14 protein-coding genes are annotated in these 13326 nt (G+C 41.2%); 11 read left to right on the top strand and 3 right to left on the bottom strand.

The features are described 5' to 3' along the window. Positions 1–28: 28 nt before the first annotated feature. The 11 genes from EHQ64_RS17315 (at position 29) to EHQ64_RS17365 (ending at position 9764) form a co-directional block, all read left to right on the top strand. A complete protein-coding gene (locus EHQ64_RS17315) occupies positions 29–409 on the top strand; it encodes an LIC20211 family lipoprotein (RefSeq protein WP_135651052.1) in 381 nt (126 codons plus the stop codon). 12 nt (positions 410–421) lie between these two features. Then, entirely contained in the window at positions 422–829 is a 408-nt protein-coding gene (locus tag EHQ64_RS17320; protein ID WP_135651053.1) for a hypothetical protein, read from the top strand. Then, a complete protein-coding gene (locus EHQ64_RS17325) occupies positions 826–1167 on the top strand; it encodes a hypothetical protein (protein ID WP_135651054.1) in 342 nt (113 codons plus the stop codon). Before EHQ64_RS17320 ends, EHQ64_RS17325 begins: the two co-directional genes overlap by 4 nt. Continuing rightward, on the top strand, positions 1164–3701 hold the full coding sequence (locus EHQ64_RS17330; RefSeq protein ID WP_135651055.1) for a TonB-dependent receptor plug domain-containing protein: 2538 nt from the start codon (positions 1164–1166) through the stop codon (positions 3699–3701). The genes EHQ64_RS17325 and EHQ64_RS17330 overlap by 4 nt, the downstream gene beginning before the upstream one ends. Then, on the top strand, positions 3701–4198 hold the full coding sequence (locus tag EHQ64_RS17335) for a hypothetical protein (RefSeq protein WP_135651056.1): 498 nt from the start codon (positions 3701–3703) through the stop codon (positions 4196–4198). Before EHQ64_RS17330 ends, EHQ64_RS17335 begins: the two co-directional genes overlap by 1 nt. Before the next feature lie 79 nt (positions 4199–4277). Beyond that, a complete protein-coding gene (locus EHQ64_RS17340) occupies positions 4278–4895 on the top strand; it encodes a MotA/TolQ/ExbB proton channel family protein (RefSeq protein WP_135651057.1) in 618 nt (205 codons plus the stop codon). Between the two features lie 27 nt (positions 4896–4922). Further along, positions 4923–5327, top strand: coding sequence for an ExbD/TolR family protein (locus EHQ64_RS17345; RefSeq protein ID WP_135651058.1), 405 nt, complete (start codon positions 4923–4925; stop codon positions 5325–5327). Between the two features lie 9 nt (positions 5328–5336). Continuing rightward, entirely contained in the window at positions 5337–5993 is a 657-nt protein-coding gene (locus EHQ64_RS17350) for an energy transducer TonB (RefSeq protein ID WP_135651059.1), read from the top strand. 143 nt (positions 5994–6136) lie between these two features. Continuing rightward, positions 6137–6712 carry an SCO family protein gene (locus tag EHQ64_RS17355; protein WP_135651060.1) on the top strand — a complete coding sequence of 192 codons (576 nt, stop codon included), beginning with the start codon at positions 6137–6139 and terminating at the stop codon, positions 6710–6712. Positions 6713–6870: 158 nt separating this feature from the next. Further along, positions 6871–7323: an LIC_20196 family exoprotein gene (locus tag EHQ64_RS17360; protein ID WP_135651061.1), complete on the top strand. Its 453-nt coding sequence runs from the start codon at positions 6871–6873 to the stop codon at positions 7321–7323. A 14-nt stretch (positions 7324–7337) separates the two neighbouring features. Continuing rightward, positions 7338–9764: a C1 family peptidase gene (locus EHQ64_RS17365; RefSeq protein ID WP_135651062.1), complete on the top strand. Its 2427-nt coding sequence runs from the start codon at positions 7338–7340 to the stop codon at positions 9762–9764. Positions 9765–9990: 226 nt separating this feature from the next. Here EHQ64_RS17365 and EHQ64_RS17370 read toward each other — a convergent pair whose 3' ends face one another. From EHQ64_RS17370 to EHQ64_RS17380, 3 genes are all read right to left on the bottom strand, one after another. Continuing rightward, positions 9991–11340 carry an EAL domain-containing protein gene (locus EHQ64_RS17370; RefSeq protein ID WP_135651237.1) on the bottom strand — a complete coding sequence of 450 codons (1350 nt, stop codon included), beginning with the start codon at positions 11338–11340 and terminating at the stop codon, positions 9991–9993. Between the two features lie 80 nt (positions 11341–11420). Next, complete coding sequence (locus EHQ64_RS17375) at positions 11421–12851, bottom strand: UTP--glucose-1-phosphate uridylyltransferase (protein WP_135651063.1); 1431 nt, start codon at positions 12849–12851, stop codon at positions 11421–11423. Then, positions 12839–13243, bottom strand: coding sequence for a hypothetical protein (locus tag EHQ64_RS17380; RefSeq protein WP_135651064.1), 405 nt, complete (start codon positions 13241–13243; stop codon positions 12839–12841). Before EHQ64_RS17380 ends, EHQ64_RS17375 begins: the two co-directional genes overlap by 13 nt. Positions 13244–13326: the final 83 nt, after the last annotated feature.

Raw genomic sequence — 13326 nt, forward strand, 5'->3', positions numbered from 1 at the left:
CCCGAGTCGGTTCCGAAAAGGAAAAAATATGAAAACTCGTATTTACGGGCTAGTCTTATCCATCATACTTTCAACCGTTTTAGCATCTTGCGCTACATCCAGTGCAGGGCTCGCTACAAGCACGGTCCCGGTAGCAGACAAAAAATACAAAGTCGTCTCACCGGTGGAAGGTATGAAATACTGGTTCACTTTTGATATAGCTATAATTGGAATTCCTTTAGGAGAACCTCCGATCGATCAACTATTGGAGGAGCTCAAAAAGGAAAAGGAAGCGGATGCTTTGGTAAACGTCAGATACTGGACAGACAAAACCATCCTACTCTTCTTCACGATCAATCGCATCCATATCTCGGCGGAAGCGATTAAGTTCGAAGAGGATACCCCTGACCCGAGAAAAAAAGGCCGTTAATTCGGGCTTACTATGATTCGAATTCAAATCTGTCTTCTGCTTTCGTTTATTTTTATAACGGCAGAAACATGCTCCGGATCCTTCAATCGTGCAGATGTGGGAGGAAGAGTGACTAGTACCCAAGTCATCGATTCCGCAACAATCATTCGTTCGAAAGATTATTTGGAACTCGGAGTTTCTAGCGGAGAAAGTTCCGTATTCTTTTTGTTCGGAATTATCCCGGTCACCAATCCTTTAAATATGGATTATGCTTTAAGTGAAGCAGTTCAAAAGATACCGGGAGGAAAAAGTTTGATCAAGATCAAATACTGGCATGAGACTCATCTTTTCTTTCCTGTTGGAACTATTAGTGTTTTAAAAGTAAAGGGAACTGTTATAGGTTCTCCCACTCAAGCTCCGAGCGAGGCGGGTAAAAAATGAAGACCCGTATTTTTGTTTTAGGATTCTTTTGTATATTCCTAACGGATTGTGTTCGTGAAGATACAGTTCCTCAAGGGGATGCGAATAGCCAGATCTACGCAGCTACAGAATATCTTTCTAAAAAATGTGGCGATCCTATCCCGCCTCATTTTCCGGTTGCGATCGGAGATGTGCAAAGAAGGAATTTAGATCTTTGTAGTATCGCGATCACAAAGGCAGAATGCCCTTTCGTATCTTATCCTGTTGTTTGCCTTTGGATCTATTATGATAAACCTGCGGGAGAGATCCCTTGGTACCTGAACTTTAAAGACGTGTTTGTGGACCCGAAACTGCCATGAAGTTAAAACGAGTACTCATAAAAATCGCCTTTCTCGCGGCAATCGCTCCTATGGATGTTTTTGCCGAAGTTACCTTCAAGGCCAGATTATTCTCCCGCCAAAAAAATCAGGGAGAGCCAAAGGCCCAGGTATTATTATTCGAGACCAAAAAGATCTATAGAACGGATGCAGACGGATATTTCGATGCAGTTGTCCCTGCTCCTGGAATTTATACATTTCGTATCTTAAAGATAGAAGATATGCAGGATATCAAAGGTAGCGTTGACGCTTCCGGACAAACTGTAACTCTCTATCTGGATGAAGGCGAAGACGGTTCCGTAAGTTCTCCTAAATCCAAAGTACCTAAAGGAACGATCACGGTTGCTGCAGAGAGAGATAAACCTATCCTCTCCAGAACAACGATCAAATACGAAGAGATCAAACGTATGCCTGGAACTTTCGGGGAACCTTTACGCGCCTTAGAAACGATCCCTGGTGTGGTACCTTCTGCAGCATTTGGTGGTGGTGCAAATAACTATGTGATCCGTGGTTCTGATCCGAACTCGAACTTATATTTAGTGGATGATCTTCCGATCCTCTACCCTTTCCACTTTGATGGATTGAGTGCTGTTGTAAACGCGAACCTGATCAAATCCATCGACGTATATACAGGTGTTTTCCCCGCAAACTTCAATAACGCACTCGGTGGTGTGATCCATATTGATACGGTGGACAAAGTGGATAAGTCCCAGAAGAACTTAATCATTTCAGCTTGGTCCAGTAGTATTAGTTATATGGCTCCAACTTTCGGAGGAAAAGGATATCTAATCGCATCTGCAAGGGTCGGTTATTTGGACAGATTCGTCCAAGGTCTGACTTCTGCGTTAGGCGCAGATTTCCCGGAAGGATTAAGACTTCCTAGATTCGTGGATTCTCAGGTGAAGTTCGTTCATAATTTTAACGAGCATCATCAAATCTCATTTCATTCCTTTTACTCTAAAGATGATTTTGCAGCAAATCTTCCTGCGAAATATCAGAATGACCCGGCGAATGATTCCACTGCTGCATTTGCAGGTGCAAGTATTTCCTCGGGACAAGGATTCAGAACACAAGCTGTACGTTATACTTGGAAGCCGATCGATACATTCTCTAACCGAGTCACATTGATCAGCTATGATCCTTTTACGGACTTCAATGTTTCCTTCGGTTCCATCCAAGGAAAGAACAGGGCCAGCGGCGCATACAATGGTGTACGTCAGGATGCATTCTGGGATCCGAGTAAATATTTCAGCGCTGAATTCGGAACAGAATACAGACAATTAAATTACTATTCTACAGGTTCCAATATCATTCAAACGGATCCGAATAATTTAAGTCCGAACCCTTATGATACTCAGAACCCAGCCTTTACTACGATCCCAACCGATATCAAAGCAAATGGCGCTTATTATAACGGATACTTGACTACTAAGATCAAACTAGGCGGTCTGCAGATCGAACCTGGGATGAGATACGATTATATTCCATACGTGAATAATAGTGCATTCGGTCCTCGAGCCCAGGCTTCCTATAAGTTCGGACAAGGAACTACCATCTTCGGAGGTGGAGGTAATTTCTTCCGCTTCCCTCTGGACACTAGATTCAATAAGGATAGTGGGAACCCTCATTTAGATTTTGAAAAAGTATTCAAATACGGCGGTGGTGTCGAACAACTTCTAGCGGGAGATTATCAGATCAAAGGGGAGATCTTCAAACAAGAATACTCCAGTCTGATAGTTGATGATCCTTATATCACCGATCCGATCGGTACAAATCCGGATCCTTACGGTAGAATAGCTCAACCGTTCATCGCGAATAAAAAACTGAACTATTCGAATAGCGGGACCGGTTGGTCTAGGGGTTACGAATTAGTTCTTCGAAAAAATTCTCGTCCTGGGACAAGGAACTGGTTCGGTTGGATCACCTACACTTGGTCCCAAACATTCAGAAATAATAATATATTCACTCCTGACCCAGGATCGGCTCCTCTAAGCGCACAAGAGACCCAGATTGCCGCACAGTTTTATAAGAACTCTAAAGAGACATTATACGACTATGACCGGACCCATGTGATCAATATGGTATTCGGTTGGAGATGGAGCCAAGAATGGCAGTTCGGTGCAAGATGGTCCTATTTGACAAGCAGACCGTTTACACCGATCGTAGGAGACGATGGGGGCCAATTCAGTAACCCTGCAAACGGGCAAACCTATTGGGTTCCTCAATATGCCAATAACCCGGCACTTGGAGAATATATCAATAGTCGTAGATTAAAGCCTTATCATCGACTTGACATTCGATTCGATAGATTTTTCAATTATGAATGGGGGTATGTAAATACCTTCTTGGAGATAGTAAACGTATACCTAAGAGAGAACGTGGGGGGAGAAGATTTCGATAATACGAAACCTTATTCCAAAACGAACCCAAGTCCTAGCCCGACTTTCGGAACCATTCCTTTACCGGGCGGAGTTGTGATCCCATTCTTCAACGTAGGTATCGAGGTGAAGTTCTAATGACCGCCCGGAGTTTAAGAAAATCGTCTGCACATTGGCTGGGTTTGATCTCCGGCCTAGTTGTGTTTTCGTATTGTTCTTCTTATTCTCCGGAACCGAGTGGAGAAGCTTCTATTGTTCTACAATCTTTACTCAATTATTCGGCGAATCCTTCCTCTGCTTGTAAATCATCTATGCAAGAGGCAGAAGATTGTTTGAAAAATTCCCAAGATCTACAAGGAAGCGGAGAAACTGAAATTTCCGGTATATTCTCCGGAGGAACTTCCCAAAATTACGAATCCTATTGTAGCAAAGTCCTAGAACAGGATAAAATAGGCGGGTTAAATACGAAGACCCAAGAATGTATTTTTAATTGCAATGAGGCATACTGGTCCAAGGTCCAATCCGAAACAGATTGTAGCGGAGAAGGTTCCGAACTCATCTCGAATTCCGGAATAGAGACCTTGAATTGTGTGAGAAACTGCAAAGAACTTTATTCACCTGAACCAGAATTTTAAGTCCGAAAATTCGGAACAAAAACAGAATGACTGGGATCGTATCAGGCAAAAAAACAGAAATTAAGAAGGATATACTGAAATGAGTTTTGAAATCGCGATTGGGTACATGGAAACCGCCATCTTCGTAATCATGGGGATCGCGAGTATTCTTGCAGTTGCCGTAGTTGTAGAAAGAGCAATCATATTCGTAAAAAATACTAGAGACTCCTCCTTTGTGCTTCCTGAGATCATCAAAACCGCAAGAAACGGAGGACTTTCCGGAGCTCCTAAATTTTCGGAAACTTATCCTGAAAATGTATATGCTCGTTTCGCGGATTTTTCTTCCGAACATTCCAAAGGTGGAAAAGAAAGTTTAGAAGAGCTTATGGATGGCCAAATGATCGGAGAGAGAGTCGCTTTCGAGACCAGACTTTCCATCCTGAATACTTTAGGGAACAATGCTCCATTTATCGGATTATTAGGAACAGTATTCGGTGTGATCAGCGCCTTCTATAAATTAGGAACTCTTGGAAATGCAGCTGGAGAAGTTGTAATGAGAACTATCTCCCAAGCGCTTTTAGCAACTGCAGTAGGTTTGGCGGTCGCGATCCCAGTGGTAATGGCAAATAACTATTTCACAAGAAAACTAAAGATCATCCAAGCTAATCTGGAAATTCTATCCAAAGAATTTTTAGCAAGCCTGTCTCGGAAAAACTAAAACCGGGATTTCTATAAAGGAGATAGCATGGCAGGACAAAGTTCTTCCGGAGACGGCGAAGAAATAGGGAGTATAAATATCACTCCTATGGTGGACGTCATTTTGGTTCTTCTGGTGATCTTTATGGTTACCGCGAACTTTCTAAAAAAAGAATCCATCAATATCAATCTTCCAAAAGCGGACGCAGTAGATTCCAATTTGGCAAAAACCGTTCAGGTTGCATTATCTAAGGACGGAAAAGTTTTCCTAGAAGGGACAGAAACCGATATTCCGAGATTAGAAGCCCATCTTCAAAAAGAGGCAAAGATCCGTCCGAATATGAGGATCACCTTATCCGCAGATTCTTCTCTTCCTTATGGTAAGATCGCGGAAACTATGGGAAAGATCAAAAAAGCAGGCGTGCATCAAATCGCATTATCCGTTAAAAGGTAACTCGTTCGGATGAACCCTACTCTCGAAAAAGTCAAGACCGACGTGATCCAGAAACTTAAAGAGTTATCTCTTTGGGAGATATGCGTATACGGTTCCTTAGCTTTTCATATTTTTATATTCGCAACATATTATTATATCACTCATAGAGAAAGAGAATTCGTAGATAGCGAACAACTCGATATGAGCGTAGAAGTGGATATCGAGGACATTCCTCCTGAATTACTCGGAGGAGAGACTTCTCCCACTCATAAGGATCCGAACGAATGGGTAGAAGGTGCCAAAGAGGACGGAAAAGACCCCGATCCAAACGAGATCAAAGAAAATGAGATCAGCGGAGACGGAACTGATAAAGACGGATTCTTATTCGCATTTTACGGTGATCGGGCCCCTACTCCTATTATAGATTTTTCTCTTAGAGATTATTTTCCTGAAAGTGCCCGAGCTCAAGGGATCTCGGATGCGATGATCTATTTGGAAGTCCAGGTGGATGAAAAAGGGAATCTCATCAACGCAAAAGTAGTTAAGTCTTCTATCAAAGGTTATGGTTTCGAAGACGCAGCAGTAAAAGTGATCCGACTCGCTCGTTGGAGTCCAGGTTATGCAAAGGGAAGACCTACTCGCATGAATCATAGGGTCCCTGTCCATTTCGAATTAGACGACGATTGATCCGGACGTTCCGGATCGACTAAATATTTCCATACTTTTCACAATGGAAATATTTTTCTGAGTAAGATTCCTTATAAATCTAAGCCCTTTTTTCAAGAATAAGACTGCGGTTTTGGGCGCCCATTCGTCCATTGTAATTAGAGATGGAAACCGGGCGCTGGAAAATCGTATTAACCGCAATGGCGGCTTTAATACCCATTCTGTTCTTTATTTCACATTCTGATCCAGGAATGATCCCTGCGGAAAAAGAATTACCGGAAGAAAGCATCCTGCTCGTCGGGAAAGCTGAGAAAACTTCTTTAAGATCCATATTCTCAGGAAAACAAACTTTCTTGTATTTCGGTTTTTTGAATTCATCTAAGAAGGACCAGGAAGAACTAAAAAATTTCCTAACTTGGTTCCATTCTTCCTCTCTCAGTCATTCTCAATTCGTTTTCATCAGTCTAGATCCGGAAAAAGATAATCTTCAAGATTTGAAAGATAAATTTGGCAAATTAAGCGAGAAGATCTTACTACTAAAACCGGAAAGTTCTAGCTCAGCGTTGGAACTTGCAAGATCTTTCGGGATCCAAGCATACATTCTTCCGGAAAGCGGACTGGAATATAAGGCTGCTCTTATTTGGGTAGATGATTCTCCCAAGATCAGGGGGATTTTTCCTAAATTCCCTGAAAAACCGGACTCGATCTCTATCCCTAGTCTTTTAGTAGAGACCAGATAGTTCCCCAATTCTGTAAAAAATTTCCCAACCGATATATTATTTTACATCGTAAGTTCTCAAAAACGATCCCGACTAGAACGGAAAATCGTTGAAAAAGAGTATTGATACGAAGTAGAGTGGAAAGCCGCGTTAACAATTTGTTTCCGGAGCTTATCCAAATGCAAAAACGTACCTATTCGTTTTTCCTTCTTTTGTTTATACTTTTTACACTTCCTTTATTCGCTTTAACTCCCCCTCCCAGTTTGGAGTCTCAAGTTAATTCGTCCAATTTTATCGCATTAGCAAGACTTTCGAATGTAAAAGAGAGCAAGATATCCTCAAACTCTATCTCGGTCACAGCGAACGTGGAGATATTAAAGTCTTTAAAGGGAGGAAAAGATCTTCCTCAAAGATTCGAGATCGCATTTTTAGTATTCCCTGAACTTTTCGGGAAATGGCTAAAAGCCGCTCCTCAAGAGGGAGACTATATTCTTTTTCTAATAAAGAAAAAGGTAAAGGATAGCAAAGGGAACGAATCGGAAGTGATCGGTTTGTATGAGCCTCATCCTTACGCTTTCCGAGAATACACAAAAGAGTTAGAAGACAATATCTTATCCATTACTAAGAACTAAAAGGTAAATTTAAAATGAGATCTTACTTACGTTTATCCTCACTTTTCATATTATTCATTTCATCGGCTGGAATATTCTCTCAAACTCCACCTGGACTCGGAATGAAACAAGAACCTGCGGAACTTTTGGCTTCATTTAAAGAAGCGAATCCGAATCGTATCTCTCATCGTGGACTTTCTTCTTTCGTAGATTTATCCGATTCTATGCCTCCAGTAGGAGATCAAGGACAACAGAGTTCTTGTGTAGCATGGTCAACAGCTTACGCTACAAAATCCTATCAGGAATATACTGAAAGAAAGGATAGAGGTTGGAAATTGAGTGATTCGTCGGGAGGTCCGAATTACTCCAATATTTTCTCCCCTGCATTCATTTATAATCAAATCAACGGAGGTAGGGATAATGGTTCCTTGATCTCTGACGCGATGAGACTCGTTGTAGAAACGGGAGCGGCTCCTTGGTCCACTATGCCTTACGACGAGAGAAATTATCTTGCTCGCCCTTCCCAGGCTGCATTCAGTGCAGCTTCTTCTTACAAGGCCAAAGAATTTTTAAGGATCAGACAAACGGATCCGAACGAACTCAAAAACCAACTTTCCATGGGAAGACCCGTAGTTGCAGGGATACTAGTTTATGAAAACTTTATGAACTTAAAGGGCAAGGAGATCTATAAAGAAGGGATCGGCAAAACTTACGGAGGCCACGCGATCGCGATCGTTGGTTATGACGACTCTAAGGGTGTATTCAAATTTATCAATTCCTGGAGCACTCAATGGGGAGATAAGGGTTACGGTTATATCGATTATAGATGGTTCACCAAAGTTTGCCAATCTGCATTTGTTTTAGTAGACGATGTTGCCCCTGCGACTACGACCACCACGACAACACCCACTACTACAAATACAGAAACAAATGTTCCTACAACCACGGATGTAAAACCTGTTCCTCCTGAAAAAGTAAAACCGCTAGCTCCAAAAGAGATTGCTGCTACCCAAGGTTCTTTTTCCGACAAAGTAATATTAACTTGGGAATCCGTTTCGGTCGCAATCGGATACGAAATTTATAGAAAAGGCCCCGGAGATTCTTCCTTCTCTAAGATAGGTCTTTCCCAAACAAACGGATTTACCGACGACGGGATCCAAAAAGACGTCGCATATTCTTATAAGGTTGCAACATTAACCGACACAGATTCTTCCGATCTATCCCAAGGAGAAGCGATCGGATATGCAAAAACGGAAGAAGCCAAAGCTCCTCCTAAAGTAGTCGGGGTCAAGGCTAGCCAAGGTTTATATCCGAATAAGATCGATATAGTCTGGGAATCCATTTCAGGAATTTCAGATTACTCCATTTACAAATGGAATTCAGTGCAGAAAAAATATCTCTCGGTCGGAAGGGTAAAGAGTACTACTTATACTGACAATGCAGCCGCAAGAAACGGAGTAACTGAATTTTATGTGATCGCCGGGATCGGAAATGGAAAAACGGGAGATGCTTCCGATGCTGTTTCAGGTTTTACTCTAAAAGCGGAAGCAAAACCTCCTAAACCTTTCGGACTTACTGCAACAAAAGGATTATATAATAGTAAAATAGAAGTTCGTTGGCAAAAAGTTTCAGGTGCTTCTAAATATCTGGTCTATCGTTACGATGTAACCGGTCTCTTCGGAGGAGGAGCCTGGTCCAAAGTTGGAGAAGAGGCCAAAGAAGCTTATGTAGATGAAAAACTTTCAGGCCAATACGCATTTTATGCCGTAGCAGCCGTGAATAAGGATGGGCAGTCCGGACCATTCTCCGATTATGCGTATGGTTATATAGATCCAAACAAACATAGGGCAGCAAAACTTCCCTCTCCTACAAATCTGAAAGGGACTTTAGATCCTAAATCAGGTAAAATTGCACTCAAATGGGATCTTGTAAAAGGTGCGAACGAATACTATGTTTATAGAAAGAAGAGAGGATCTTCTGACTGGGCTTTCGTTTCAGGCACGAATGAAAAAACAGCGACCTATACTGCGGATGTTCCTGAAAAAGAGATCTTATATCTGTATTCGGTAACTTCCAAAACGGATCTTGGTGGAGAAAGTGATAAAGCTACTCCAGTGTCTGCAGTTCTCTCTCAAGCAAAACCTGCAAAAGTAATGCGATCCTTCGGAGGAGATTCTAGTTTAGAAAAGTTTAAAGGGCCTTGGACTGCGATGTCTTGGGATGGATCCAAAGGAGTAAACCAAGTTCTTTTGGAGATCGAAAGCCAAGACAATGTAAACTACGTGGTTAAGTTCAATAAGCAGAAAATTTTCGAAGGTAAGTATATAGAAAATAGTCCAATTATTGACAAAGAAGGAAAGTTCCGGATCGAAATAGAGAATACTGGAGATGCGCTCCAAGTAACTCTAAAAGACAACGGGATCATTAATCAAAAGTCTACTCTGAACTTTCTGAAAGAGTAATTTAGTTCTAATCGGATCGGTCGCCGCAAGCTGGCGGCCGATTAATCTCTATAAATCTCAAAAGTTAAATCCCGTTGTAGGAGCTCCTACAAAATTTATCCTCGGAAAAAACGTTTGTTAATATTGGTTTTTTCTGATATGCAAATCTCAGCTTTCCCACAAGCCTCTCCCCCCAATCCCAATGCAGGGTGGGGGTAAGTTTGAATTGAGTAGGAGTTCCTACAAATTAGAAAAGATCGACTTCTTTTGCTAGAACGAAAATATTTCCGATCTCTTTGAGTCTCTGAGTTAATTCAGGCGAGCTTAAAATTTTAGTGACCGCAGTTTCCGGCAGCTTCTGCATTTCTTTGAATCTTTCCTGGTAATCGTGGATCCAAATCTTACGACAAAATAAGTTCGCTTGGAAATAGTAGACTTGGTGGGTGATCAGGAAGTTTAAAGAATCTATATCTTCCAAAGCTTCCGCTGTGATGATAGCTTCTCGGTTATCAGAAAGTCTTCTGCAATAATCTATGAATGCGAGGTTATCCAAAAATTTGGTTAAATCCTGATCTGCCTTAAATTTGAAACTGATCGGGTCCAACTTGAATTCTTTGATCATTTCTCCCAGATCCAAAACCACCTGGTGGCTTTGGCTTTTTACTCCAAAATCATCTGCAGCAAAGCTGATCCCGAAATTCCAGAATCTTCTACAGACTGATTTGAGAGTCGCTTCCCCTTCTTCGTAAGGTTTTTCGATCAATTCCATACGAACGTTTTGAGGATTCAGATTTTGTTTTAGGAGTAATTCGTGAAAGCGGGTCACCTTCTCGTCAGTATCGAATGTATCGATGAGAGTTTGAGGAGAAATATTGAACTTTAAAAGCCCGGGAGAACCGCTGCAGGACATGATCAATTTTTCTAAGATCAAAAGTTCGATACGATTCAGATCTTGATCATGAGGAATATCTCGGATCAGGTCCGCATATCCTGCGTAAGCCTCTCCTCCTACGAAAACTTCCCCACCTTTCATGGAGAAAGTATGGTCCCTATGATTATAATGGATAATCGGTTGTATAACTGCGTCTGCTCTTTCGCTTGCGAAATAATCGTTTACTCGATTTAGATAAGTCCAGCTCCAACGAACTAAATTATCCTTTAAATTTTTTAAAGAAGAAGTTTCCAGCTCTCTAAATATCTCTTCTACATAAGAGATATAATTGCATTGGGTCCTTCCGATCCCGAAATCGAAATTTAATGTGCCAGTGCGAACAGCATGGTCATGGAATCTTCCCATAGCCGCATCGAAATTGGCTAAGTTTACCATGCCGGAATTGTCTAAGGGAGCCACGCCTATCAGAAGATTCTTCTTATCTCCGTAAGCATAATAACGAAATAGCTCCCTATGTGAAGGTTCTATGTCCGCGATCCTTTGTGGTATGAGTTGTATGAATTCTACTAGAGAAACTGTGGAAATATTCTGGAATCTAAGGAGGAAGATTGGCTTTCCACGATTTTCATTAATGAATACCGTCTTGAACTGTTCTAGATCCCCCATATCAAAGGATCTTAGCTTTAAGTCATAAGCATCGGTCATTTCGTTTGCGACATTAATCGGCATAGGGAGGGCTTCGCATGCGGGCAAGCCCGTGGACTGGATTTTAAACGACTGTTGTTTTATGTAAAGCGGAATCGTAAACTATCGTTCGCAATTCGATCTACACCCAATTCGGATAATTTTCTCTGTCCTGGCCCTTGGTTTACTAAAGTAACATCTCCTTCGATAATTACTTTCTTATCAAACAAAATATCACCTTCCACTTTCAAGGAGGTGCAGCGCACTAAAGAAGGGATCACTTGTAATCTATTACTAAAATCTTTGACCTTCTTATAATACGCTTCATCTAAAGAAACAACAAGCTCTCCAAGTCCTGCCTTCTTTCTTTCTTCCGACATCGTTACGGAAAAATCAGGATTCAAAGCATATGCATCCGATCTTCTAACAAGATAGTCTTCACATTTTTTTACGGGAGCGAAACGATCTCTTGGAATAATAAGTCCCTTTGTGTTCGAGAAGTTTTGGATCGCGGAACCCATTGCAGTTTCTAATTGTAGAACTTCCTTCCCTTCTACCTTTTTAGGATTCACGATCAAAGAGAGTTTAAATGATCCTGATAATAACTTCTCTTTTAAAACATCTAATCGTATCCAAAGATTATTTGTGGAGAATGTTCTAAATTTACCTAAGCCCTCGAATTCGTGCATATGATCCGGAGGGACTTGAGCAGTTTCTAATAATTGTAAGTTCTTCTTTTGCCCGTTTACGATCCTTCTGAAAATCGCTCCACCTTTCTTATCGGCGAGAGTTTTAGGGGTCATCTCCATACAAAAATCCAGATTTTGTTTCAGAATATATTCTAATATTCCTGCATGAACAGTAGCGCCTAAATTATCTCCATTGGAAACGAATGCGACCTTGTATCCTTTTTCTAAAAGTCGATCCAATAATCCGGTTTCGAGCAATGTAAACCAAATATCTCCATGGCCTGGAGGGCACCATTCCTCCGGATTATCTTTGGAGATTTCCAGAGGTTTTAATTCCGGCACAACCAATCTTGGAACCTTATGTTGTAAGAAGCTTGTAGGATAGTTCTGAGTAAATTTGATCTTTTTCAGTTCTTCCTGACTTTCGTCCTGAGTACTGAAACTATCCATTAGAATAAGTGGGATCTCTATTTCGTATTTTTTTCGGATAAACTCGATCTGCCTACAGACAACTTCTAAAAAGCTCATCTGGTCCTTAATCTCTATCAAGGATTTAGGACCGGAAAGTCCCATGCTGGTGCCGAGGCCGCCGTTCAATTTGATAACGACTAACTCTTTTAAGTATTTAGGATCTCCTGGATATTCGGACTCGATCTGCTCTAAGGAAATCTCGTCTTTACTTGGATCCAAGTCTCCGACTTCTTCCCATTTTACGATCCCGGTTTCTCCGTTTCGGACTTCTTGGATCTTAGAAATAAAATCGGAAGTGAATTCCTCGGATAGGCCCTCACCTATCATCTTGGTCCTTACCAATTTTTCAGATTCAGAATTTATCGGATCCATCTTATAATCCCTTTCGCATCAAACATTTCATCGAACTCGCCCAATTCAATCGTATACTTTTCTTCTTTGGAAGAAGGGTCATATATAAGTTTTAATTTCACTTCCCTTCCCCCTTCCTTCTGTACAGGCTTTTCGTTTTGCTCTCCGTATAACGGAAGAAAAACGAGATAAGAATAGATATACACTGATTTTTTGGCATTCTTTCTATAATATAAAATACCTTTCTCTGCCAGATCCCGTTTTAGGATTTTTGTATAGGGGACTGGGAACGTTTTATTCCAAACGGACAATAAAGTTTTGTCCATCTCGGAATATTTCGGGACATCGGAATACAATTGAGTTACGGAAAAAAGACAAGTCCCAAAGACCAGGAAACGAAAGAGGGCTTTCATAAACTTTCTAGACAGTCTAGGAAATCGAACGTATTCTTCAAGTAATTACTGATCGAAGATAAAGGCTTAAGTTCCCCGAGAAG

The organism is Leptospira sarikeiensis (assembly GCF_004769615.1).
In the GTDB taxonomy this organism is placed as follows: Bacteria; Spirochaetota; Leptospiria; order Leptospirales; family Leptospiraceae; genus Leptospira_B; species Leptospira_B sarikeiensis.

Coding starts and splice junctions, on each gene's coding strand:
- EHQ64_RS17325 (WP_135651054.1), top strand. CDS start 826: ATGAAGACCCGTATTTTTGTTTTAGGATTCTTTTGTATATTCCTAACG.
- EHQ64_RS17375 (WP_135651063.1), bottom strand. CDS start 12,851: ATGGATCCGATAAATTCTGAATCTGAAAAATTGGTAAGGACCAAGATG.
- EHQ64_RS17315 (WP_135651052.1), top strand. CDS start 29: ATGAAAACTCGTATTTACGGGCTAGTCTTATCCATCATACTTTCAACC.
- EHQ64_RS17350 (WP_135651059.1), top strand. CDS start 5,337: ATGAACCCTACTCTCGAAAAAGTCAAGACCGACGTGATCCAGAAACTT.
- EHQ64_RS17345 (WP_135651058.1), top strand. CDS start 4,923: ATGGCAGGACAAAGTTCTTCCGGAGACGGCGAAGAAATAGGGAGTATA.
- EHQ64_RS17330 (WP_135651055.1), top strand. CDS start 1,164: ATGAAGTTAAAACGAGTACTCATAAAAATCGCCTTTCTCGCGGCAATC.
- EHQ64_RS17360 (WP_135651061.1), top strand. CDS start 6,871: ATGCAAAAACGTACCTATTCGTTTTTCCTTCTTTTGTTTATACTTTTT.
- EHQ64_RS17355 (WP_135651060.1), top strand. CDS start 6,137: ATGGAAACCGGGCGCTGGAAAATCGTATTAACCGCAATGGCGGCTTTA.
- EHQ64_RS17340 (WP_135651057.1), top strand. CDS start 4,278: ATGAGTTTTGAAATCGCGATTGGGTACATGGAAACCGCCATCTTCGTA.
- EHQ64_RS17370 (WP_135651237.1), bottom strand. CDS start 11,340: ATGACCGATGCTTATGACTTAAAGCTAAGATCCTTTGATATGGGGGAT.
- EHQ64_RS17320 (WP_135651053.1), top strand. CDS start 422: ATGATTCGAATTCAAATCTGTCTTCTGCTTTCGTTTATTTTTATAACG.
- EHQ64_RS17335 (WP_135651056.1), top strand. CDS start 3,701: ATGACCGCCCGGAGTTTAAGAAAATCGTCTGCACATTGGCTGGGTTTG.
- EHQ64_RS17365 (WP_135651062.1), top strand. CDS start 7,338: ATGAGATCTTACTTACGTTTATCCTCACTTTTCATATTATTCATTTCA.
- EHQ64_RS17380 (WP_135651064.1), bottom strand. CDS start 13,243: ATGAAAGCCCTCTTTCGTTTCCTGGTCTTTGGGACTTGTCTTTTTTCC.